Annotated in this window: 20 protein-coding genes; 10 read left to right on the top strand and 10 right to left on the bottom strand. The window is 72.2% G+C overall.

The window, feature by feature from the left end:
• Nucleotides 1–4 precede the first annotated feature (4 nt).
• Nucleotides 5–703 carry a nitroreductase family protein gene (locus ACFZCD_RS16535; protein WP_391831257.1) on the top strand — a complete coding sequence of 233 codons (699 nt, stop codon included), beginning with the start codon at nt 5–7 and terminating at the stop codon, nt 701–703.
• A gap of 388 nt (nt 704–1,091) precedes the next feature.
• Nucleotides 1,092–1,799 carry a transglycosylase SLT domain-containing protein gene (locus ACFZCD_RS16530; protein ID WP_391831255.1) on the top strand — a complete coding sequence of 236 codons (708 nt, stop codon included), beginning with the start codon at nt 1,092–1,094 and terminating at the stop codon, nt 1,797–1,799.
• Between the two features lie 79 nt (nt 1,800–1,878).
• On the opposite strand, the gene ACFZCD_RS16525 is transcribed toward ACFZCD_RS16530, so the two are convergent.
• The gene (locus tag ACFZCD_RS16525) at nt 1,879–4,497 is read right to left on the bottom strand and encodes an FHA domain-containing protein (RefSeq protein ID WP_391831253.1); all 2,619 of its coding nucleotides are present in this window, start codon (nt 4,495–4,497) and stop codon (nt 1,879–1,881) included.
• 229 nt (nt 4,498–4,726) lie between these two features.
• On the opposite strand from ACFZCD_RS16525, the gene ACFZCD_RS16520 reads away from it, so the two are divergent.
• Nucleotides 4,727–6,400: a streptophobe family protein gene (locus tag ACFZCD_RS16520; protein WP_391831251.1), complete on the top strand. Its 1,674-nt coding sequence runs from the start codon at nt 4,727–4,729 to the stop codon at nt 6,398–6,400.
• A 93-nt stretch (nt 6,401–6,493) separates the two neighbouring features.
• Nucleotides 6,494–7,726 (top strand): phosphoserine phosphatase SerB, encoded by a 1,233-nt coding sequence (serB, locus tag ACFZCD_RS16515; protein WP_391831249.1) that lies wholly within the window; start codon nt 6,494–6,496, stop codon nt 7,724–7,726.
• Between the two features lie 250 nt (nt 7,727–7,976).
• Here serB and ACFZCD_RS16510 read toward each other — a convergent pair whose 3' ends face one another.
• From ACFZCD_RS16510 to ACFZCD_RS16495, 4 genes are all read right to left on the bottom strand, one after another.
• Nucleotides 7,977–8,495, bottom strand: coding sequence for a SixA phosphatase family protein (locus tag ACFZCD_RS16510; RefSeq protein WP_391831247.1), 519 nt, complete (start codon nt 8,493–8,495; stop codon nt 7,977–7,979).
• 86 nt (nt 8,496–8,581) lie between these two features.
• Entirely contained in the window at nt 8,582–8,794 is a 213-nt protein-coding gene (locus ACFZCD_RS16505) for a hypothetical protein (RefSeq protein ID WP_391831245.1), read from the bottom strand.
• Nucleotides 8,795–8,976: 182 nt separating this feature from the next.
• The gene (locus ACFZCD_RS16500) at nt 8,977–9,096 is read right to left on the bottom strand and encodes an SGM_5486 family transporter-associated protein (RefSeq protein WP_268829820.1); all 120 of its coding nucleotides are present in this window, start codon (nt 9,094–9,096) and stop codon (nt 8,977–8,979) included.
• A 91-nt stretch (nt 9,097–9,187) separates the two neighbouring features.
• Entirely contained in the window at nt 9,188–10,483 is a 1,296-nt protein-coding gene (locus tag ACFZCD_RS16495) for a CynX/NimT family MFS transporter (protein ID WP_391831243.1), read from the bottom strand.
• A gap of 43 nt (nt 10,484–10,526) precedes the next feature.
• Between ACFZCD_RS16495 and ACFZCD_RS16490 the strand changes: the two genes are divergently transcribed.
• Nucleotides 10,527–11,207 carry a FadR/GntR family transcriptional regulator gene (locus tag ACFZCD_RS16490; RefSeq protein ID WP_391831242.1) on the top strand — a complete coding sequence of 227 codons (681 nt, stop codon included), beginning with the start codon at nt 10,527–10,529 and terminating at the stop codon, nt 11,205–11,207.
• Between the two features lie 102 nt (nt 11,208–11,309).
• On the opposite strand, the gene fabI is transcribed toward ACFZCD_RS16490, so the two are convergent.
• Both fabI and fabG read right to left on the bottom strand, forming a co-directional pair.
• Entirely contained in the window at nt 11,310–12,080 is a 771-nt protein-coding gene (fabI, locus tag ACFZCD_RS16485; RefSeq protein ID WP_391831240.1) for an enoyl-ACP reductase FabI, read from the bottom strand.
• A gap of 5 nt (nt 12,081–12,085) precedes the next feature.
• Nucleotides 12,086–12,805: a 3-oxoacyl-[acyl-carrier-protein] reductase gene (gene fabG, locus ACFZCD_RS16480; protein WP_391831238.1), complete on the bottom strand. Its 720-nt coding sequence runs from the start codon at nt 12,803–12,805 to the stop codon at nt 12,086–12,088.
• 286 nt (nt 12,806–13,091) lie between these two features.
• On the opposite strand from fabG, the gene ACFZCD_RS16475 reads away from it, so the two are divergent.
• The 3 genes from ACFZCD_RS16475 (at nt 13,092) to tyrS (ending at nt 17,563) form a co-directional block, all read left to right on the top strand.
• Nucleotides 13,092–14,615 carry a TldD/PmbA family protein gene (locus ACFZCD_RS16475; protein ID WP_391831236.1) on the top strand — a complete coding sequence of 508 codons (1,524 nt, stop codon included), beginning with the start codon at nt 13,092–13,094 and terminating at the stop codon, nt 14,613–14,615.
• A gap of 65 nt (nt 14,616–14,680) precedes the next feature.
• Complete coding sequence (locus ACFZCD_RS16470) at nt 14,681–16,003, top strand: metallopeptidase TldD-related protein (protein WP_391831336.1); 1,323 nt, start codon at nt 14,681–14,683, stop codon at nt 16,001–16,003.
• A 159-nt stretch (nt 16,004–16,162) separates the two neighbouring features.
• Nucleotides 16,163–17,563, top strand: a complete 1,401-nt coding sequence (tyrS, locus tag ACFZCD_RS16465) for a tyrosine--tRNA ligase (RefSeq protein WP_391831234.1) — start codon at nt 16,163–16,165, stop codon at nt 17,561–17,563.
• A 126-nt stretch (nt 17,564–17,689) separates the two neighbouring features.
• Here the strand turns inward: tyrS and ACFZCD_RS16460 are convergent, their stop codons facing one another.
• Nucleotides 17,690–17,980, bottom strand: coding sequence for a GlsB/YeaQ/YmgE family stress response membrane protein (locus ACFZCD_RS16460; protein WP_391831232.1), 291 nt, complete (start codon nt 17,978–17,980; stop codon nt 17,690–17,692).
• A 220-nt stretch (nt 17,981–18,200) separates the two neighbouring features.
• Between ACFZCD_RS16460 and ACFZCD_RS16455 the strand changes: the two genes are divergently transcribed.
• Both ACFZCD_RS16455 and ACFZCD_RS16450 read left to right on the top strand, forming a co-directional pair.
• Nucleotides 18,201–18,575 (top strand): DUF3099 domain-containing protein, encoded by a 375-nt coding sequence (locus tag ACFZCD_RS16455; protein ID WP_391831334.1) that lies wholly within the window; start codon nt 18,201–18,203, stop codon nt 18,573–18,575.
• 215 nt (nt 18,576–18,790) lie between these two features.
• Nucleotides 18,791–19,015 (top strand): hypothetical protein, encoded by a 225-nt coding sequence (locus tag ACFZCD_RS16450; protein ID WP_391831230.1) that lies wholly within the window; start codon nt 18,791–18,793, stop codon nt 19,013–19,015.
• A 22-nt stretch (nt 19,016–19,037) separates the two neighbouring features.
• Here ACFZCD_RS16450 and moaA read toward each other — a convergent pair whose 3' ends face one another.
• Nucleotides 19,038–20,027, bottom strand: a complete 990-nt coding sequence (moaA, locus tag ACFZCD_RS16445) for a GTP 3',8-cyclase MoaA (protein WP_391831228.1) — start codon at nt 20,025–20,027, stop codon at nt 19,038–19,040.
• A 163-nt stretch (nt 20,028–20,190) separates the two neighbouring features.
• The gene (locus ACFZCD_RS16440; protein ID WP_391831332.1) at nt 20,191–21,852 is read right to left on the bottom strand and encodes a cation acetate symporter; all 1,662 of its coding nucleotides are present in this window, start codon (nt 21,850–21,852) and stop codon (nt 20,191–20,193) included.
• Nucleotides 21,853–21,860: the final 8 nt, after the last annotated feature.

Below are 21,860 nucleotides of genomic sequence, written 5' to 3'. Positions count from 1 at the left end.
TGTCATGTCTATACCAATACAGTGGGTGCCGACCCACGGCGATCCCTACCGGCCCGTCCCGTACCGGCCCGAGCGCATGCCGGCCGCCGAGTCCCTCGCCCGGGCCGCCGAGCTGCGCGAGCGCATGGGGCGGCGCCGGACGGTGCGGCAGTTCTCCCCGGACCCGGTGCCGGAGCAGGTGGTGCGGGACGCGATCGCGTGCGCGGCCACCGCGCCCTCCGGGGCGCACCAGCAGCCGTGGACGTTCGTCCTGGTGAAGGACCCGGAGGTGCGGCGGCGCATCCGTGCGGCCGCGGAGGAAGAGGAGCAGCTCTCGTACGCGGGCCGGCTGGGCGAGGAGTGGCTGGCGGCGCTGCGGCCGCTGGGCACGGACGAGGTCAAGCCGCACCTGACGGACGCGCCGGCGCTGATCGTGGTCTTCCAGCAGCGGTACTGGCTCGGGGAGGCCGGGGAGCGCCGCAAGCACTACTACGTGGACGAGTCGGTCGGCATCGCGGTCGGGATGCTGCTGTCGGCGCTGCACCTGTCGGGACTCGCCGCGCTGGTGCACACGCCGAGCCCGATGCGCTTCCTGTCGGAGGTCCTGGGGCGGCCGGTGAACGAGAAGGCGTTCGCGGTGGTCCCCGTCGGCTATCCGGCCGACGACTGCCAGGTGCCGGACCTGGTGCGCAAGAGCCTCGATCAGGTGCTGGTCGAGGTCTGAGGCAGGGGCCGGAGCGACACCGCCGGGGCACCGGCACGACGCTGCGTACAGGAACGCAACGCTGCGTGCGGGGCCGGGCACACCGGGCGACCCGGGGGTCCGCCCGGTGTGACGCCGCGCATAGGACGCACGTCACCTACGACCCTGCTTAGTGGAGAGATAAATCCGGCGTAAGCGGGTGGCAGGGGCCCTTTTGACCTTGGATCCGCCCCTCCCCGCCGTCCCCTTCGCAACGAAGCGGGATAGTACGTCACACCTTTGCCACACCTTTTTGCGGCCGCTAAGAATTGCCCCCGTCGCACGGCGCCGTCGATCGAGACGCGGCGCTTCTTCGCGCCGATCCGGGCCACTGCGACTTGAAGCGACTCAGAAGAGGTTCAGCACACACATGCGCTCCCCCATCTCTGGCTATAGCCGCCTGACCAAGGTCCAGAAGTTCGCCGCCGCAGGCGTCTCCGCCGCCGCCGTCGCCGCCCTCGCGGTGGCCGCGATACCGGGCTCGGACGACTCGGGCAAGCAGTCCATCGCCGTGAAGCCCGTCGCCTGGAGCACCGAGGCCTTCGGCACCCAGGACCAGCAGGAGCAGATCGGCAAGCAGGCCGAGACCGCCGCCAAGCAGGCGAAGGCCCAGGCCGAGGCCAAGAAGAAGGCGGACGCCGACGCCGCTGCCGCTGCCGCCAAGGCGAAGGCCGACAAGGAGCGCGCCGAGAAGGAGGCCGCGAGCCGGTCCGCCGAGCGCAAGCCGGTCCAGGCCGCCCCGGCCCCGAAGACCTACGCCAACAACCTTGACGGCTGGATCAAGGAAGCCCTGGACATCATGAAGGCCAAGGGCATCCCGGGTTCCTACAACGGCATCTACCGCAACATCATGCGGGAGTCGACGGGCAACCCGAACGCCATCAACAACTGGGACTCGAACGCCGCCGCGGGCATCCCCTCCAAGGGCCTGCTCCAGGTGATCGACCCGACCTTCAAGGCGTACCACGTCGCGGGCACCTCCTGGAACATCTACGACCCGGTCGCCAACATCACCGCCGCCTGCAACTACGCGGCCAAGGTGTACGGCTCGATGGACAACGTGAACTCCGCCTACTGAGCGGACGCCGCAGCACACGCCGAAGGGCGGCACCCGGTGCGGGTGCCGCCCTTCGGCGTGTGCGGGACGAGGCGCGGGACTACTTGCGCATGACCTCCGGCTCGTGGCGGCGCAGCAAACGCGCGACCGCGAATCCGCAGGCGACGCCGATGACGATGAGCGCCACGATGTCGATGCCCCACTGGGTGGCGGTGTGCTCCCAGAGCGGGTCGAGCTTCGGCGGCCGGCTCTTGTCGAACGGGGCCATCACGTGCGAGAGGTCCAGCGTGGTGCCCGCGCCGGCGATGGCCCAGCGGGCCGGCATCAGCCAGGCGACCTGCTCGACGCCGGGCGAGTCGTAGATCTTGAACAGGATGCCGGTGAAGACGACCTGGACGATCGCGAACATGACCAGCAGCGGCATGGTCTTCTCGGCGGTCTTCACCAGCGCGGAGATGACGAGGCCGATCATCATGCAGGTGAAGCCCAGGGCGATGATCACCAGGCAGAGCTCCAGGGCGGGCGCCGCCTTGAAGATCAGGCCGTGCTCCGGCAGCTTGCGGACCGAGAAGCCGATGGCGCAGATGAGGGCGCCCTGCACCGCCGTGATCAGACCGAGGACGACCACCTTGGACATCAGGTAGGCGGAGCGGGAGAGGCCGACGGACCGCTCCCGTTCGTAGATGACCCGTTCCTTGATCAGCTCACGAACGGAGTTGGCGGCTCCGGAGAAGCACATGCCGACCGCGAGGATCAGCATGATCGTGCCGGCGTCCTGGTTGAAGTGGCCCTTGGACGCGGGCCCGAGACCGAAGTCGGACGGGATCACGGTGCTCACGCCGCCGAGGACGGCCGGGAGGATCAGCATCAGCGCCATGAAGCCGCGGTCCGAGGCGATGACGGAGGCGTAGCGGCGCATCAGCGTCCACAGCTGGGAGCCCCAGCTCTGGGCCTTGGGCGGGCGCACCATCTGCGGCTGGACGTGTACGGACTGCGGGGCGACGGCGTCGATGTCGGCCGCGTACATCTGGTAGTGCCGCGAGCCTCGCCAGCGGCCCGACCAGTCGTAGTCGCGGTAGTTCTCGAAGGCCGAGAAGACATCCGCCCAGGTCTCGTAGCCGAAGAAGTTGAGGGCTTCCTCGGGCGGGCCGAAGTAGGCGACGGAGCCGCCGGGGGCCATGACGAGCAGCTTGTCGCAGAGCGCCAGCTCGGCGATGGAGTGCGTGACCACCAGGACCGTGCGGCCGTCGTCGGCGAGGCTGCGGAGCAGCTGCATGACGTCGCGGTCCATGCCCGGGTCGAGGCCGGAGGTGGGCTCGTCCAGGAAGATCAGCGAGGGCTTGGTCAGCAGCTCCAGGGCGACGGAGACGCGCTTGCGCTGGCCGCCGGAGAGGGCGGTGACCTTCTTGTCCTTGTGGACGTCGAGCTTGAGCTCGCGCAGCACCTCGTCGATGCGGGCCTCGCGCTCGGAGGCCGCGGTGTCGCCGGGGAAGCGGAGCTTGGCGGCGTAGCGCAGCGCCTTCTGGACGGTGAGCTCCTTGTGCAGGATGTCATCCTGCGGGACCAGACCGATGCGCTGGCGCAGCTCGGCGAACTGCTTGTACAGGTTCCGGTTGTCGTAGAGGACGTCGCCCTGGTTGGCGGGCCGGTAGCCGGTGAGCGCCTTGAGCAGGGTGGACTTGCCGGAGCCCGAGGGGCCGATGACGGCGATGAGGGACTTCTCCGGGACGCCGAAGGAGACGTCCTTGAGGATCTGCTTGCCGCCTTCGACGGTGACCGTGAGGTGGCGCGCGGAGAAGGAGACGTCGCCGGTGTCGACGAACTCCTCCAGCCGGTCGCCGACCAGGCGGAAGGTGGAGTGACCGACACCGACGATGTCCTGGGGGCCGATGACCTGCTGGCGGACCGGCTGACCGTTGACGTAGGTGCCGTTGTGGCTGCCGAGGTCGACGATCTCGAACCGGCCGTCGCCGGTGGCGCGGAACTCGGCGTGGTGGCGGGAGACCTGGAGGTCGGAGACGACGAGGTCGTTCTCCAGGGCACGACCGATGCGCATCGTGCCGCGGCCGACGGCCATCTGGTGGAAGCTGGTGGGGCTGCGGTCGCCGTAGACCGGCGGAGCGCCGCCCTGCGAGGGCGTGCCGCCGTGCGCCGGGGGCTGCTGGCCGCCGGGGCCGGGCTGCTGGGGGACGTAGGCCTGCTGCGGGGGCTGCTGCCAGCCGGCCTGCGGCGGCTGCTGGTACTGCCCCGGGACCTGGCCCGGGGCCTGCTGCTGCCAGGCGCCGGGCTGCTGGTGCTGCGGCGGCTGCTGGTGCGGGGCGTGCTGCGGCGGGGCCTGCTGCTGCAGCGGTGCGGCCATGGCCGTCTGCGCGCTGTAGAGGTCCGCGGCAGGGACTCCCACTCCGGCGCCGGCGGCGCCCGCGGTGAGGTTCAGCCGCGGGCCGTCGGTCGCGTTGCCCAGGTGCACCGTCGAGCCGGGGCCGATCTCCATGTGATGGATCCGCTGGCCCTGCACGTACGTGCCGTTGGTGCTGCCGTGGTCCTCGATGACCCAACTGCGGCCCTCCCACCGTACGGTGGCGTGCCGCCACGAGACGCGTGCGTCCTGCAGCACCATGTCACCCTGCGGATCCCGCCCGAGGGTGTAGGACCTGGACGGATCGAGCGTCCAGGTCTGTCCATTCAATTCCAGTACGAGTTCCGGCACTCCATGCCCCACTACTTGTCCCCCGATGAGCCCCCTGCAAGGGGAGTCTAGGGATGGCGAACATCGGGAGGAACTATTTCAGGCACAGTCCCCGAACCGAAAGTCGGGGATTGCCGCGACCGTGTAACAGGCGCCGTTGACCGATCCGAAACATACCCGGAGAGTGGTTACCGCCATGGATACGTACGGATCATGCACTTCCGGGCAATAGCCCGGTTGCGGACCGGCGCGGGGGGCCGTGATGAGCATGGACGGGGCCGGGCGCGGGGTGCGTCCGGCGGAGCTGCTGCTGACCTCAATCGCGGCTGTGAGCTGGGCCTTTCTGGCGATGGCCGGAGTTGCCGCGCTCGGGCTGCATCTGCTGGGCGCGGATGCGGCGGGGGCGCTGGGGCCGATGACGGCGGCCGCCGTCGTCCTGGCCGTAGGCGGATCCCTCATGCCTTCGGGCGATATTGAAGCATTCGGGCTGAAGGGCGCCGGGGCGCACACCGCCATCGATATCGCGCCACTGGGAGTGAGCCTGGCGGGAGCCCTCCTGCTGGGAATGATCTTTGCACGATCGTTGCGCAGGGCCGGTGCCGTGATCGGTGCCGGAGAGCTCGCCGTACGGGCCGTCTCGGTGATGGTCGTGTTTCTCTTCCTGCTCGCCGGCCTCGCGTGGGCCGGGGAGGATTCGATCACCTTCGACGGGAGCGGGCTGGGTCTCGGGGGCGGCGGGGGCGGCCCCAAGCTGGTGATCCCGGGAATCGGTGACATCGGGGACATTGCGGGCGGGCTGCCGGACCGGTTCTCCGGTCTGGCCCGGGCCAAGGCGTCCGTCGGCTTCAGCGTCCGGACGGGGCCCTCGTTGCTCGGCGGCGCCGTCTGGGTCCTGGGCGTGCTGCTGATCGCGGTGCTGGCCGCGCGCCGGGCTCCGCTCCCGCGCGGCTGGCAGGTGCTGCACCGGGGCGTGCGGCCTGCGGTGTCGGCGCTGTGCGCGGTGCTGGTCCTCGCGGTGGCGGCGGGCCTGGCCGCCGCGGCGTACGCGGCGGCGGGGGACGACCAGCCCAAGCGGGTGCTCGGGGCGGCGCTGCTCGGGGCGCCGAACGGGGTGTTTCTCGCGGTGCCGCTGGGGCTGTTCGTCTCCTGGCGCGGCACGGCCACGGGCGCGCTCACCAAGGTGCTGCCCTCGCCGCTGGACGAGCTGCTGAGCGCGCGGGCCGACGAGCCGGTCACCCTGGGGCGGCTGGCGGAGCTCGACGGGCTGGTGTGGCTGCTGGCCGTGGGCTGCGTGCTGATGATGCTGGGCGTCGGGGTGCTCACCGCCGCCCGTACACCCCGGGACGGGCTGGGGGTGACGGCGTTCGCCGCGCGCTGTGCGGTGGCCCTGGGCGTGGCGACCGCCCTCGCCCTGCCGCTGCTGGTGCTGGCGACCCGCGTGAAGGCGGACGCGAGCCTTTCGGTGCTGGGCTTCGACGCGTTCGGGGCGGGCCTGGAGCTGCGGGGCAACGCCCCGATGGCGCTGGCCCTGGGCGCCGCGTGGGGCGCCGCCGCCGGGGCCGTGGGCGGCGCGCTCGCGTGCGCGGCGGGGGCGGCGGGGCGGCGGGCGGTGGTCCCGGGGGCGGGGTTGGGGGCCGGGGCGGCGTCCCGGCCGGGTGCGGGAGGCGCGGCCGGTTCGGCGGGGGCGACGGGCATGAGTCATCCGGACGCGATGGGGCCACCGGGCCCGTACCGCCCCTCGCCGGTGCGACCCGCGCGGGACGACACCAACCCGTACAAGCGTCCGCCGACCGACGACCGCTCCACCGCGCCGACGCAGACGGGACGGCCGCTGCCGCCGCCCCGCAGCCCGCGGAGCAGCGGTTACCGCTACGGGGCACCTCCGCCCGAGGAACCGCCGCCTCCGCCGCCCGGGCCGCCGCCACGGGCGCGTTGACCGCAGTTCACGCGGTGTAGGCGGTGTCTTCGCCGTCCGCTCCCCGGGACACCTGTACGTATCCGGTGTGAGGCCCGATACGGTAAGAGGACCATGAGTGCATCGCAGACCCCGCCTGCCACCCCCGTCCCCGGCGACGACGAGCCGACGCTCCTCGTCAAGATCTTCGGGAAGGACCGGCCGGGCATCACCGCCGGGCTCTTCGACACGCTCGCCGCGTACGCCGTCGACGTCGTCGACATCGAGCAGGTCGTCACCCGGGGCCGGATAACGCTGTGCGCGCTGGTCACGGCGCCGGAGGGCGGCGCGCACGCCGAGGGCGAGCTGCGGGCCACGGTGCACAGCTGGGCCGAGGCGATGCGGATGCAGGCGGAGATCATCTCGGGCCGGGGCGACAACCGCCCGCGAGGCACCGGCCGTTCCCACGTGACGGTGCTGGGGCATCCGCTGACCGCGGAGTCGACGGCGGCCATCGCGGCCCGGATCACCGGCACGGGCGGCAACATCGACCGTATCTTCCGGCTCGCCAAGTACCCCGTGACCGCCGTGGAATTCGCGGTGTCCGGCGTGGAGACCGAGGCGCTGCGCACCGCGCTCGCGCTGGAGGCCCACGAGCGCGGGGTGGACGTGGCGGTCGTCGCGGCCGGGCTGCAGCGCCGGGCGCAGCGCCTGATCGTGATGGACGTGGACTCCACGCTGATCCAGGACGAGGTCATCGAGCTGTTCGCGGCGCACGCGGGCTGCGAGGCCGAGGTCGCGGAGGTGACCGCGCGGGCGATGCGCGGCGAGCTGGACTTCGAGGAGTCACTGCACGCCCGGGTGGCGCTGCTGGCGGGCCTGGACGAGTCCGTGGTGGACAAGGTGCGGGCGGAGGTACGGCTGACGCCGGGCGCCCGGACGCTGATCCGCACCCTCAAGCGGCTCGGCTACCAGGTGGGCGTGGTCTCGGGCGGTTTCACGCAGGTGACCGACGATCTGCAGGAGCGGCTCGGGCTGGACTTCGCCTCGGCGAACACCCTGGAGATCGCCGACGGCCGGCTGACCGGGCGGGTCACCGGGGAGATCGTGGACCGGGCGGGCAAGGCCCGGCTGCTGCGGCGGTTCGCCGCGGAGGCGGGGGTGCCGCTCGCGCAGACCGTGGCGATCGGCGACGGCGCGAACGATCTGGACATGCTCAACGCGGCGGGGCTCGGTGTGGCCTTCAACGCCAAGCCGGTGGTCCGGCAGGCGGCGCACACGGCGGTGAACGTGCCGTTCCTGGACACGGTGCTGTATTTGCTGGGCGTCACTCGGGAAGAGGTCGAGGCGGCGAAGACGCACGAGTGAGGTGGCGGGGCCGGGCCCCGGGGCCTCCTACCGCCCGGCTGCAGCGGGCCTGCCGGGCGGGCCGCCGGGCCTGCCGGGCGGGCCTTCGCCGGGTGCGGCGGCCCGCTTCGGCACCCGCCTGGCGGCCACGTCGTGGCACCGCGCTGTTGGGGCGGCACGGGTTTCAGCCTGCCCGACGAGCTTGACGGGCCCGGGCCGGCACCGACTCCGCCGCCGCGGCGGCGGAGTAAGAGGCGTACGCCGGATCACCTCACGCGTGGGGCGCCCAGAAGGCGACCAGGCGGCCCACCCCGTGTTCGACGGCCTTCCACGAGCCGGTGAAGGACAGCACGGCCACGGCGGCGGTGGGGAAGCCGGTGCGGTTCATCCGGGCGAGCAGATCGCCGTCGGCCTCGCCCGCGAGCGCGTCGGCCAGGGCGTGCATGCCGGGGTTGTGCCCGATGAGGACGACGTCCTGGACCTCGTCGGAGACCTCGTTGAGCAGGGCGATCAGCTCGCCGAGCGAGGCCTCGTACATCCGGTCCTCGTAGACCGTCCGGGGGCGCTCGGGCAGCTCCGGGACGGCGAGCTTCCACGTTTCGCGGGTACGGGCGGAGGTGGAGCAGAGGGCCAGGTCGGGTGTGATGCCGGAACCGGCGAGCCAGCGGCCGGCGACCGGGGCGTCCTTGCGGCCGCGGTCGGCCAGGGGGCGCTCGTGGTCGTCGCCGTCGGACCACTCTGCCTTGGCGTGCCGGAAGATGACGATCCTGCGGGTCGGTTCGGAGCTCATGCCGTCCAGCTTCGCATGAAACCCTGCCCGAGGCGCGGGGTGTTGGGAGGCTTCCCCCCGAAGCGGCGCACCCGCCGCGCCGGCCGTCACGCGGCGAGCTCACCCAGCACGAGCTGGACGTATGCGACCACGCGGGCGACGGTGCCGGGGCCGGCGGCCTCCGGCCCGGGGTCCGCCGAGGCGGGCGAGGCCAGCAGGGCGAAGAAGGTGAGGAAGGCTGCGGCGGCGAGTGCCAGGCCCCACCACGGCAGGCCCGTCTGCACGGCGTGGGGGGTCCGGTCTTTCGTACCGGCGGGCATGGGATCGCCTCCGAGCGGTCGGTGCACCGCCACGTCGCGGTGTACTACGAAGCTACGGAGAACGGCGCCCCGCTCCCATCCGGTGGACCACCCACTTGCCCCTGACCCAGGCCCCCTAGGGGACGGGGGGCTAGCCCCACCCCCGCATGGCGGCGGACCTCCAGGGTCAGCGGGTCAGTGGGTCAGGGGGAGAACACCGTCGCGATGACCGAGATGACCACGGTGATGCCGAGCATCGCGCCGAGGATCGTCAGCAGGGCCTTCTGGCCGTTCTTGGGGTTCGGGTCGAGCACAGGCTGCATGCGGACCAGTGTCCCACCCGCCGGGCCCGTCGCCACGTCCGGGGCGGCCGCTCCGTGCCGGAACCGGCCGCCGGCCCCTCCCTCGCATCCCTCAGAGCTCGTCCTCCACGGTGCGGTCGCGCCCCGCCAGCACGCCCGCCACGACCTGAGGCACCATCAGGGCCGCCATGAGCGCGAGCGGCACGTCCCAGCCGCCGGTGGTCTCGTTGAGCCAGCCCACGAGCAGCGGGCCGGGGATGGAGATCAGGTAGCCGGTGCTCTGGGCGAAGGCCGACAGCCGCACCACGCCCCCGCCGGTGCGGGCGCGCATGCCGATGAGCGTCAGGGCGAGAGTGAAGGCGCTGTTGGACACGCCGAGCAGCACGGCCCACACCCACGCGCCGGCGGCCGGGGCCAGCCACAGCCCCGCGTAGCCGGCCAGCCCGAAGCAGGCGAGGGCGACGACCAGGACGCCCTGGTGGGGCAGCCGGGGGGCGAGGCGCGGCAGTACGAAGGCCAGGGGGATGCCCGTCAGCATCGTGACGGCGCTCAGGAGGCCCGCGGTGGAGGCGGGCACTCCGGCGTCCCGGAAGATCGCCGGGATCCACCCCATGACGATGTAGGCCCCGGTCGCCTGGATGCCGAAGAAGATGCCGAGCGCCCAAGCGGTGGGGCTGCGGGTGATGCTCGTGCGGGGCACGTCCTGCGCGGCGGTCGCGGGGGCCGCGGCACCGCCCGTGCGGCCGGGGCGGGCGGCCGCCAGCCAGAGCAGCGCGGCCGCGGCGGCGAGCAGGGCCCACGCGCCGAGGCCGAGGCGCCAGTGGTGGCCCATCGCGTCGGTGAGCGGCACGGTGATCGCGGCGGCGCCGGCGGCCCCCGCGGCGATGGCCATGGAGTAGACGCCGGTCATCGGCCCGACCCGGTCGGGGAACCAGCGCTTGACGACCAGGGGCATGAGGACGTTGCTGACGGCGATGCCCGCGAGTGCGAGCACGCTGAGGGCGAGGAAGCCGGGGACGCCGCCCGCGTAGGGGCGCAGGGCGAGGCCCGCGGCTATCGCCGCCATGCCGCCGCAGACGACGGCCGCGGCGCCGAAGCGGCGGGCCAGCCGGGGTGCGGCGAGGCCGACGACGGCGAAGCAGAAGGCGGGCACGGAGGTCAGCAGGCCGGCCACGGCGCCGCTCATGCCGAGGTCGGCGCGGACCTCCTTGAGCAGCGCGCCGAGGCTCGTGACGGCCGGGCGGAGGTTGAGCGCGGCAAGGACGAGGCCCACGACGAGGAGCCGGGCGCCCCAGGCGGGCACGGCGCCTGCGGCCTCCCGCGCACCGGCTGCCCCGGCGGGTACGGGCGATACGGCCGGGCCCGCGGGATCGGCTGCTCTCTGGTCTTCGTCTGCCGTGGATGCCATGAGAGCATCATAGATAGAATCATGGGATGAATGGAGGCTGTCGATGCCACTGAATTCCCCCAGGCGCTCCCGCCTCGTCGACCAGGTCATCGCCGGGCTGCGCAGCCAGATCACGTCCGGTGAGTGGCCCGTCGGCTCGCGCATCCCCACCGAGCCGGAGCTCGTCGAACAGCTCGGCGTGGCCCGCAACACGGTGCGCGAGGCGGTGCGCGCCCTCGCCCACAACGGCCTGCTGGACATCCGGCAGGGCTCGGGCACGTACGTCGTCGCGACCAGCGAACTGGCCGGGGTGATGAACCGCCGCTTCGCCGACGCCGATCCGCAGCACGTGGCGGAGCTGCGCAGCGCCCTGGAGGCGTCGGCCGCCCGGCTCGCCGCGCGCCGCCGCACCGAGGAGGACCTGGTGCTGCTGGCCGCGCTGCTGGAGCGGCGCGAGGAGGCGTGGCGCTCGGGCGACGCGGAGCGGTTCGTGGAGGCGGACGCCACGCTGCACACCGCCGTCGTCTCCGCCGCGCACAACGAGGTGATGTCCGAGGTGTACGCGGACCTCGGCGGGGTGATGCGCGAGTTCCTGCGGGCGGGCGTGGAGGCGCCGCTGCGGCCCGAGGGGCTCGTGGACCACGGGCGGCTGGTCGCGGCCATCGAGGAGGGCGACGAGGAGACGGCCGGGGCGGAGGCGAGCGCGTATCCGTTCGGCTGCCGGGGCGCCGTGGGCGCCTGCTGACCTCCCGGCGCGCCGGCCGGAAAAGCCCGGTGCCCCGTTCCGGCAGGGCGGAACGGGGCACCGGGCGCGCGCTTCGATCAGGTGCGCCCGTCAGCGGAGCGTTCAGGCACCCATCATGTGGACGCCGCCGTCCACGTGGACGATCTCGCCCGTCGTGCGCGGGAAGAAGTCCGACAGCATGCCGACGACACCGCGGCCGGCCGGCTCCGGGTCGGCCAGGTCCCAGCCGATGGGGGCACGGTGGTTCCACACGTCCGCGAGCTCCTCGAAGCCCGGGATGGACTTGGCGGCCATCGACTTGATGGGGCCGGCGGAGACCAGGTTGCACCGGATGCCCTTGGGGCCGAGGTCCCGGGCCAGGTAGCGGTTGGTGCCCTCCAGGGCGGCCTTGGCCACGCCCATCCAGTCGTACTTCGGCCAGGCGATCTGCGCGTCGAAGGTCAGGCCGACGATCGAGGCGCCCTCGCCCATCAGCGGCAGCAGGGCCATGGCGAGCGACTTGTAGGAGTACGCCGAGACCTGGACGGCCGTCGAGACGTCCTCCCAGGAGGCCTCCAGGAAGTTGAAGGCGCCCTGGGGGCCGAAGGCGATGGAGTGCACGATGCCGTCGAGCCGGGCGTCCTCGCCCTGGAGCTCGCGCACCTTGTCGGCCAGCCCGTCCAGGTGCTCCTGGTTGGTGACGTCCAGCTCGATGACCGGGGCTTCCTTGGGCAGACGCTTGGCGATGCGCTCGACCAGGGAGAGCCGGCCGAACCCGGTCAGGATGACCTCGGCGCCCTCGTTCTGGGCGACCTTGGCGGCCTGGAAGGCGATCGACGACTCGGTGAGGACGCCGGTGACCAGGATGCGCTTGCCTGCGAGGATTCCACTCATGACGTTCAGTGACCCATGCCCAATCCGCCGTCGACAGGAATGACGGCTCCAGTGATGTATGCGGCCTCGTCGGAGGCGAGGAAGCGGACCGAGGCGGCGATCTCCTCGGGCTGCGCGTAGCGCGCGAGCGGAACCTGCTTGGTGATGCCCTCGCGCTGCTCGTCGCTGAGCACGCGGGTCATGTCGGTGTCGACGAAGCCGGGGGCGACGACGTTGCAGGTGATGCTGCGGGAGCCCAGCTCACGGGCGATCGAGCGGGCGAAGCCCACCAGGCCGGCCTTGGAGGCGGCGTAGTTGGCCTGGCCCGCGGAGCCCAGCAGGCCGACCACGGAGGAGATCAGCACGATGCGGCCCTTGCGGGCGCGCAGCATGCCCTTCGAGGCCCGCTTGACGACCCGGAAGGTGCCGGTGAGGTTGGTGTCCACGACGGAGGTGAAGTCGTCCTCGGACATCCGCAGCAGCAGCTGGTCGCGGGTGACGCCGGCGTTGGCCACCAGCACCTCGACCGCGCCCTGCTTCTCCTCGATCTCCTTGTAGGCCTGCTCGACCTGCTCGGGGTCCGTGATGTCGCACTTCACGGGGAGGCACCCCAGGTCCAGGAGGGCGGCCGGCGGCTCACCCGAGCGGTAGGTGAAGGCGACCTTGTCGCCCGCCTCCGCGAAGGCGCGGGCGATGGCGAGGCCGATGCCCCGGTTTCCTCCGGTGACCAGAACCGAGCGGCTCAAAGGACCACCCTTCCTTCACGTGTAGCTGCCATTGGTCGTCTGTACCGTACGAAAACTATCGGGCCGGGGCGCCTGACGTGCAGCCCGCCCCTAACAGGAGCACATCGCGGACCCTGTCGGGTCCCTACAGAAAACGGAGCCGCAGGGGGCGGAACGGCCCGTAGGGGGCGCTTTCCGGGGTGATCCCGGATCCGCCCCTGAACTGCGCAAAAGGCCGGGACCGGGGGCGGTGCGGCGTGATTCACTGCGTCTTCGGGAGACATCGCACGCCAAGGGGAGGCCATCCGTGCCACATGAAATCGACGAGTCGTTCCTCGCGCTGCCGCTGCGGCAACTCGCCGACGCGGCCCTCGCGCGTGCCCGCGCCCTGGGGGCCGATCACGCGGACTTCCGCCTGGAGCGGGTGCGCAGCGCCTCCTGGCGGCTGAGGGACGCCCGTCCGGCGGGCAGCTCGGACACCACCGACCTGGGGTATGCGGTGCGGGTGGTGCACGGCGGGAGCTGGGGCTTCGCCGCCGGCGTCGAGCTGACGATGGACGCGGCGGCGCGGGTGGCCGGGCAGGCCGTCGCGATGGCGAGGCTGTCGGCGAAGGTGATCGCGGCGGCCGGCTCCGACGAGAGGGTGGAGCTGGCCGGCGAGCCGGTGCACGCCGACCGCACCTGGGTGTCGTCCTACGAGGTCAACCCCTTCGACGTGCCGGACGCGGAGAAGGGCGCGCTGCTCGCGGACTGGAGCTCGCGGCTGCTGGCCGCGGACGGCGTGGCGCACGCGGACGCCTCGCTGCTGACCGTCCAGGAGAACAAGTTCTACGCCGACTCGGCCGGCACGACCACCACGCAGCAGCGCGTCCGGCTGCACCCGCAGCTGACGGCCGTCGCGGTCGACCCGGCCACCGGCGGCTTCGACGCGATGCGCACCATCGCGCCCCCGGCCGGCCGCGGCTGGGAGTATCTGACGGGCACCGGCTGGGACTGGGACGCCGAGCTGGCGGAGATCCCGGAGCTGCTGGCCGAGAAGATGGCCGCCCCGAGCGTGCGGGCGGGCTCGTACGACCTGGTGGTCGACCCGTCCAACCTGTGGCTGACCATCCACGAGTCGATCGGCCACGCCACCGAGCTGGACCGCGCACTGGGCTACGAGGCCGCCTACGCGGGCACGTCCTTCGCGACCTTCGACCAGCTGGGCAAGCTGAAGTACGGCTCCGAGCTCATGAACGTGACGGGCGACCGGACCGCGGAGCACGGCCTGGCGACGATCGGCTACGACGACGAGGGCGTCGAGGCCCAGTCCTGGGACCTCGTCAAGGACGGCATCCTCGTCGGCTACCAGCTGGACCGGCGGATCGCGAAGCTCACCGGCTTCGACCGCTCCAACGGCTGCGCCTTCGCCGACTCCCCCTCCCACGTACCGGTCCAGCGCATGGCCAACGTCTCCCTGCAGCCGGCGCCGGACGGGCCCTCCACGGAGGAGCTGATCTCCGGCGTGGAGCGCGGCATCTACGTGGTCGGCGACCGCTCGTGGTCGATCGACATGCAGAGGTACAACTTCCAGTTCACCGGGCAGCGGTTCTACCGCATCGAGAACGGCCGGCTGGCCGGGCAGCTGCGGGATGTCGCGTACCAGGCGACGACCACCGACTTCTGGGGTTCGATGTCGGCCGTCGGCGGCCCGCAGACGTACGTGCTGGGTGGCGCGTTCAACTGCGGGAAGGCCCAGCCCGGGCAGGTCGCGGCCGTCTCGCACGGCTGCCCCTCGGCCCTCTTCGAGGGCGTCAACATCCTCAACACCTCCGAGGAGGCGGGTCAGTGAGCTCTCGCAATCAGCCGCACGAGATCGTCGAGCGGGCCCTGGAGCTGTCCCGCGCCGACGGCTGCATGGTCATCGCCGGCGAGCGGTCCACGGCCAACCTCCGCTGGGCGCGCAACGCGCTGACCACCAATGGCGTCACCCGCGGCCGTACGGTCACGGTGATCGCCACCGTGGACGGCGCCGAGGGCACCGCCTCGGGCGTCGTCTCCCGGTCGGCCGTCACGGCCGCGGAGCTGGAGCCGCTGGTGCGGGCCGCCGAGGCCGCCGCGCGGGAGGCCGGTCCGGCCGAGGACGCCCAGCCGCTGGTGACGGACGTGCCGCACTCCCCCGATTTCACCGCACCGCCCGCCGAGACCTCCTCCGCCGTCTTCGACGGCTTCGCGCCGGCGCTCGGCGAGTCCTTCGCCGGGGCCCGGGCCGCGGGCCGCGAGCTGTACGGCTTCGCGCTCCACGAGGTCTCCTCGTACTACCTCGGCACGTCCGCCGGCCTGCGGCTGCGCCACGACCAGCCGACCGGTTCGCTGGAGCTCAACGCCAAGTCGCCGGACGGCACGCGCTCCGCGTGGGCGGGCCGGGCCACGCGTGACTTCACGGACGTCGACCCGCAGGCGCTGGACGCCGAGCTGGCCCGGCGCCTGGCGTGGGCCGAGCGGAAGATCGAGCTGCCCGCCGGCCGGTACGAGACGCTGCTGCCGCCGACCGCCGTGGCGGACCTGCTCGTCTACCAGATGTGGTCGGCCGCCGCGCGCGACGCCGCCGAGGGCCGGACGGTCTTCTCGAAGACCGGTGGCGGCACCCGGGTCGGGGAGAAGCTGTCCCCGCTGCCGCTGACGCTGCGCAGCGACCCGCACGCGGCGGGCCTGGAGTGCGCGCCGTTCGTCCTCACGTCCTCCTCGGGCGACGACGCGTCGGTCTTCGACAACGGCCTGCCGCTGGGCCCGGTGGACTGGATCCGCGACGGCGTGCTGGAGCACCTGGTCACCACGCGGCACTCGGCCGGGCTCACGGGCCTGCCGGTCACCCCGCTCGTGGACAACCTCGTCCTGGACGCGGGCGGCACGGCCTCGCTGGAGGAGATGGTCGCGGCCACCGAGCACGGTCTGCTGCTGACGTCCCTGTGGTACATCCGCGAGGTGGACCCGGCGTCGCTGCTGCTGACGGGGCTGACCCGGGACGGCGTCTATCTCGTGGAGAACGGAGAGGTCGTCGGCGAGGTCAACAACTTCCGCTTCAACGAGTCGCCGGTGTCGCTGCTCTCGCGCGCGACCGAGGCGGGCCGCACCGAGCCGACGCTGCCGCGCGAGTGGGGCGACTACTTCACCCGGGCGGCGATGCCCGCCCTGCGCGTGCCGGACTTCAACATGAGCTCGGTGAGCCGGGGGGTGTGACGGCCGGGGGTGTGACAGCGGGGGCGCGGTACCGGGCCGAATAGACTGGTCCGCGTCCACCTGTCCCCGCCACTTCCCCTTCTCAGTCTTTCCCCTGCTTTATCCAGCTTCTTCCGTCTTCCTCCGTTTCTTCTCCGTCCCATCGACCCCAGGAATGTCATGACACGCCTCGGCGAATCCGTCGCCCGCGCCGGCGAGCTCCTCGCGCAGGACCTCTCCTCCGACCAGACCGTCCAGCGGCTGCTCCAGGAGACGGGCTCGCGGCGCTATCTCGATCTGACGGATCTGTCGGCGAAGGAGCAGGCCGAGCTGATCGCCGCCCGCACCGTCGAGGTGCTGCCGGGCGTGGACAAGCTGGCCGAGCGCATCGAGGAGCGGCGCGCGGCGGGCAAGGGCCTGAAGATCAAGCTGGGCATCGACCCCACCGCGGCCGACGTCCACCTGGGCCACGCCGTGCCGGTGATCATCCTCAGCCGCTTCCAGCGCATGGGGCACGACGTCACCCTGCTCATCGGTGACTTCACGGCCAAGATCGGTGACCCGACGGGCCGGACGGCCGAGCGCCCGCCGCTGACCGACGAGGACATCGCGAGGAACCTGGCGGGCTACCGCGAGCAGGTCCGCCCGTTCTTCGACTTCGAGAAGGTCGCGTTCGTCCAGAACAGCGAGTGGCTGGCGCCGTACACCTTCCCGGAGCTGCTCGGGCTGCTCTCGCAGGTGCCGGTCTCGCAGCTGCTGCAGCGCGAGGACTTCCGCAACCGGCTGGCGGCCGGCTCGGGCCTGACGATGTCGGAGCTGCTGTACCCGATCGCCCAGGGCCTGGACTCGGTCGCGCTCGACTGCGACGTGGAGCTGGGCGGCGCCGACCAGCTGCTGAACCTGCAGATGGGCCGCAAGCTCATGGAGCTGAAGGGCCAGAAGCCGCAGCTCGTCGTCACCATGCCGCTGATCGAGGGCACGGACGGCACGGGCGCGAAGATGTCCAAGTCCAAGGGCAACTACGTGGGCCTGACGGCGCCCGCCGACGACGTCTTCGGCAAGATCATGTCGGTCCCGGACCGGCTGATGGAGCCGTACCTGAAGGCGTGGACCGAGTGGACGGACGAGGAGATCGCCCGTGCGCTGTCCCGCGTCGAAGAGCGCTCGCTGCACCCGATGGACCTCAAGAAGATTCTCGCGGGCGAGGTCGTGACCGCGCTCTACGGGATCGAGGCGGCGATGGCGGCCCGGGCCGGGTTCGTCGCGCAGTTCTCGAAGAAGAGCTTCTCCGACGTGGAGACGCCCGTGGTGGAGCTCGCGGAGCACGGCGCCGCGCCGGCGACGGCGGTGCTCAGCCAGGTCCTGGGCTTCCAGCCGTCCGCGTCGGCGGCCCGCCGGGTCGCCAAGCAGAACGGCCTGCGTCTCGTGGTCGAGACGGACGGCGGCCAGGAGGCCGTCGTGCTCGCCGAGGCCGACGCGATCCGCCCGCTGGGCGAGGTCGTGACCGAGACGGTCGCCGGGATCGCCGGGGCCGGCCGGGTCTACCTCAAGGCGGGCCGGAAGATCGCCGAGCTGCGGTAGGCACGCCCGCCCACCGGATTGCCGGGGCGGCCCGTACGCAAGACGCGTACGGGCCGCCCCGCCCCTTTTCGGCCCGCGTTCTCCGGTCCCGTCACGCCGGGGTGTTCCCCCGGCGCCGTGGCGCCGTTACGCCACGTGCCTCCCCCGGGTCCGGCGGTTGCCGCGGGCCGCGACCCAGAGCCGGTCGCCGATGCCGACGACGAGGACCGCGCCCGCCAGCTGCAGCAGGTGCCGACCCCAGTCGATGCCCTTGGTGTCGTTGATGCCGAGCCCCGTGGCGGCCCAGTTGCCGAGCAGACTGCCGATCATGCCCAGGATGATCGTCAGCCAGAGGGGAACCTGCTGCTTGCCCGGCAGGATGGCCTTGGCGATCAGGCCCAGGACAAGTCCGACGATGATGGCCCACAACCAGCTCATGTCGCCTCCTCAACGGCGCGATGTGCCGTGCCCCGCCATTCTGGGTCCGTCGTCCGTACGGCGCACGCCGGAGCGTCCCGTCCGCCGTAGGGAGTACGCAGCCGCAGGTGGGGGCGGGGACGACGGGGTACCCGCTCTCGTACCCGGCGGCCACGCGGCGTAACGTGGAGGGTGTCCCGGCGAGGGCGTCCGGGCGCGGCGGATCAGGTGGTGGAACGTGATGCGGAAGCAGGGCGGGGCGGCGGTCTTCAGGATCACCGGTGCCCGTCAGGGCCTGGCCGAGGACGTGCGCGGCCGCCAGCGCCGCTACGTCATCTCGATGGGGATCCGCACGCTGTCGGTGGTGCTCACCGTGGTGCTGTGGAACGTCGAGCGCTATGTGGCGATCGGCACGCTGATCCTGGGTGCCCTGCTGCCCTACGTGGCGGTCGTGATCGCCAACGCGGGCCGGGAGAACGCCCCTTCGCTGCCCGGCACCTTCATACCGGCCCCCACGCGGCCGGTGCTGATGCCGGGCGCCGGTGAGGAGAGGGTGGAATCCGTCCCGGAAGCCACCCTGGGCTCCGAGGGCGATCAAGGGCGTGACCACGGCTGATGTGCTGCGGGGGCGCGGCGGGCGATGCCGCGCGCCGGAAAGCTCAAGAAAACCTCAGATCAATCATGTGGTTTCAGTGCCGCTCGCCGGGCACCCCGTGACATACTTCCTAAGCGCTCCGCATCCCCCGTCGGAGCGACAGACCGACGCCGGGCGGCTCCCCCCGTGGCTGCCCGGCGTCGCCGTGTCTGCGCACAGTTCGTAGAGTCAGGGGTGTGACTTCCCCCGATGACGCCGTGATCTGTTCCGCCAAGGGCTGCCGTGCCCCCGCCGTCTGGGTCCTGGCGTGGAACAACCCCAAGCTGCACACGCCGGACCGCCGCAAGACGTGGCTCGCCTGCGACGAGCACCGCGAGCACCTGTCCAACTTCCTGGGGCTGCGGGGCTTCCTGAAGGACGTGGTGAGGCTGGAGGAGTGGGAGGCCTCGCCCCAGTCGTAGGGCCCCGGCCACAGGCCTCCGCTCAGCCGCCGATGGCGGACATGGGCCGCTGCGGCTGCAGGAAGGCCGGGTCGTCCAGCCCCGAGCCCGCCTTCTTCCCCAGCATCGCCTGCTTCCAGCGCCCGGCCAGCTCCTCGTCCGTGGCGCCGGAGCGGAGCGCCGCGCGGAGGTCGGACTCCTCGCGGGCGAAGAGGCAGTTGCGGATCTGCCCGTCGGCCGTGAGCCGGGTGCGGTCGCAGGCGCCGCAGAAGGGGCGCGTGACGGAGGCGATGACGCCGACCCGGCCGGGCCCGCCGTCGACGAGCCAGCGCTCGGCGGGGGCGGCGCCGCGCTCACCGGCGTCCTCGGGGGTGAGGGCGAAGCGGGTGCGCAGGCTCGTGAGGATGTCCGCCGCGGTGATCATGCCGTCGCGGCGCCATCCGTGCTGGGCGTCGAGCGGCATCTGCTCGATGAAGCGCAGTTCGTAGCCGTGGTCGAGGGCCCAGGCCAGCAGGCCGGGGGCCTCGTCGTCGTTGACGCCGGGCATCAGGACGGCGTTGATCTTCACGGGGTCGAGGCCGGCGGCGCGGGCCGCGGCGAGGCCGTCGAGGACGTCCTGGTGGCGCTTGCGGCGGGTCAGCCGCTGGAAGACGTCGGGCCGCAGGGTGTCGAGGGAGACGTTGACGCGGTCGAGGCCGGCGGCCGCCAGGGCCGTGGCGGTGCGCGCGAGGCCGATGCCGTTGGTGGTGAGGGAGATCCGGGGGCGCGGCCGGAGGGCGGCGCAGCGCTCGACGATGGAGACGAGGCCGGGGCGCAGCAGGGGCTCGCCGCCGGTGAAGCGGATCTCGGTGATGCCGAGCGCGGTCACGGCGATGCGGACGAGGCGGACGATCTCGTCATCGGTGAGGAGGTCGGGCTTGGCGAGCCACTGGAGGCCCTCTTCGGGCATGCAGTAGGTGCAGCGCAGGTTGCAGCGGTCGGTCAGGGAGACACGGAGGTCGGTGGCGATGCGACCGTAGGTGTCGATGAGCACGCTGCGCCTCCGGCGGACTGGGCTTGAACGTTCGTTCGCTGCCCGCAGCGTACGTGATGGGCGGCGGGTCGTGCCGGGCCCGGACGGGCGGACGCCGGGCGGGCCGCAGTGGCTCGCCCGGCGTCGTGACGGGATGACGTCGTGGGGGGAGTGTGGCGGGGCGTCAGTGCGCGCCGTAGCCCGTGAGGGAGCGGACTTCGAGCTCGGCGTACTTGGCGGCCGCCTCCGGCTGCTCCTTGGAGAGCAGGGAGCCGATCCAGCCCAGCAGGAAGCCGAGGGGGATGGAGACCAGGCCGGGGTTGCCCAGCGGGAAGTAGTCGAAGCTCATGCCGGGGAAGAGGGCCTTCTCGCTGCCGGAGACGACCGGCGAGAAGATCACCAGGCCGACGGACGAGACGAGGCCGCCGTAGATCGACCAGAGGGCGCCCTGGGTGGTGAAGCGCTTCCAGAAGAGGCTGTAGAGGATGGTGGGGAGGTTGGCGGAGGCCGCGACGGCGAAGGCGAGGGCCACGACGGCGGCCGCGTTCAGCCGGTGGGCGAAGATGCTCAGGGCGATGGCGACCACGCCGATGACGACGGCGGCGCACTTGGCGGTGAGCACCTCCTCCTTCTCGCTGGTCTTCCCCTTGCGGATGACGTTGGCCCACAGGTCGTGGGCGAAGGAGGCCGAGGAGGCGAGGGTGAGGCCCGCAACCACGGCGAGGATCGTCGCGAAGGCGACCGCGGAGATCACGGCGAGGAGGACCGCGCCGCCGGTAGAGCCGGCGCCGCCGCCGACCTCCTGGGCGAGGAGCGGGGCCGCGGTGTTGCCGGAGGGGTCCGAGGCGGTGATGGACTTGGAGCCCACGAGGGCGGCGGCGCCGAAGCCCAGCGCGATGGTCATCAGGTAGAAGGCGCCGATGATGCCGATGGCCCAGTTCACGGATTTCCGGGCGGCCTTGGCGGTGGGCACCGTGTAGAAGCGGATGAGGATGTGCGGCAGGCCGGCGGTGCCCAGGACGAGGGCGAGGCCGAGCGAGATGAAGTTGAGCTTGGTGGTGCCGTCCTTGCCGTACTGCAGGCCCGGTTCGAGGAAGGCCTTGCCCTTGCCGCTCTCCTCGGCGGCGCGGCCGAGCAGGGTGGAGACGTTCCAGCCGACCTTGTTGAGGACGAGGACGGTGATCAGCATGGTGCCCAGGATGAGCAGGACGGCCTTGACGATCTGCACCCACGTGGTGCCCTTCATGCCGCCGATGGTCACGTAGAGGACCATCACCAGGCCGACCAGGCCGATGATCCAGCGCCGCGAGCCCTCGCCCGAGGCCCCGAGCAGCAGGGCGACGAGGGCGCCCGCGCCGATCATCTGGGCGAGCAGGTAGAAGATCGAGACGACGATGGTGGAGGTGCCGGCGGCGGTCCGGACGGGACGCTGCTTGAGCCGGTACGCGAGGGCGTCGGCCATGGTGAAGCGGCCGGAGTTGCGCAGCGGCTCGGCGACGAGCAGCAGGGCCACCAGCCAGGCGACGAGGAAGCCGATGGAGTAGAGGAAGCCGTCGTAGCCGTAGAGGGCGATGGCGCCCGCGATGCCGAGGAAGGACGCGGCGGACATGTAGTCGCCGGAGATGGCGAGGCCGTTCTGGAAGCCGGTGAAGGAGCGGCCGCCGGCGTAGAAGTCAGTGGCGTCCTTGGTCTGCCGGCCGGCCCAGATGGTGATGGCGAGGGTGGCGGCGACGAAGACGGAGAAGAGGCTGATGATCAGGGTGCGGTGCTCGCTCGCGGCGCCGGCCGCGAGCGGGACGCCGGTGTGCAGGGCGCCGGTGTGCACAGCGCTGGAGATGCCGGTCATGGCGGTCA

The organism is Streptomyces sp. NPDC008001 (assembly GCF_042958085.1).
Taxonomy (GTDB): domain Bacteria; phylum Actinomycetota; class Actinomycetes; order Streptomycetales; family Streptomycetaceae; genus Streptomyces.
Note: the sequence above shows the minus strand (reverse complement) of the source record. Positions and strands in the feature narration are given on the sequence as shown.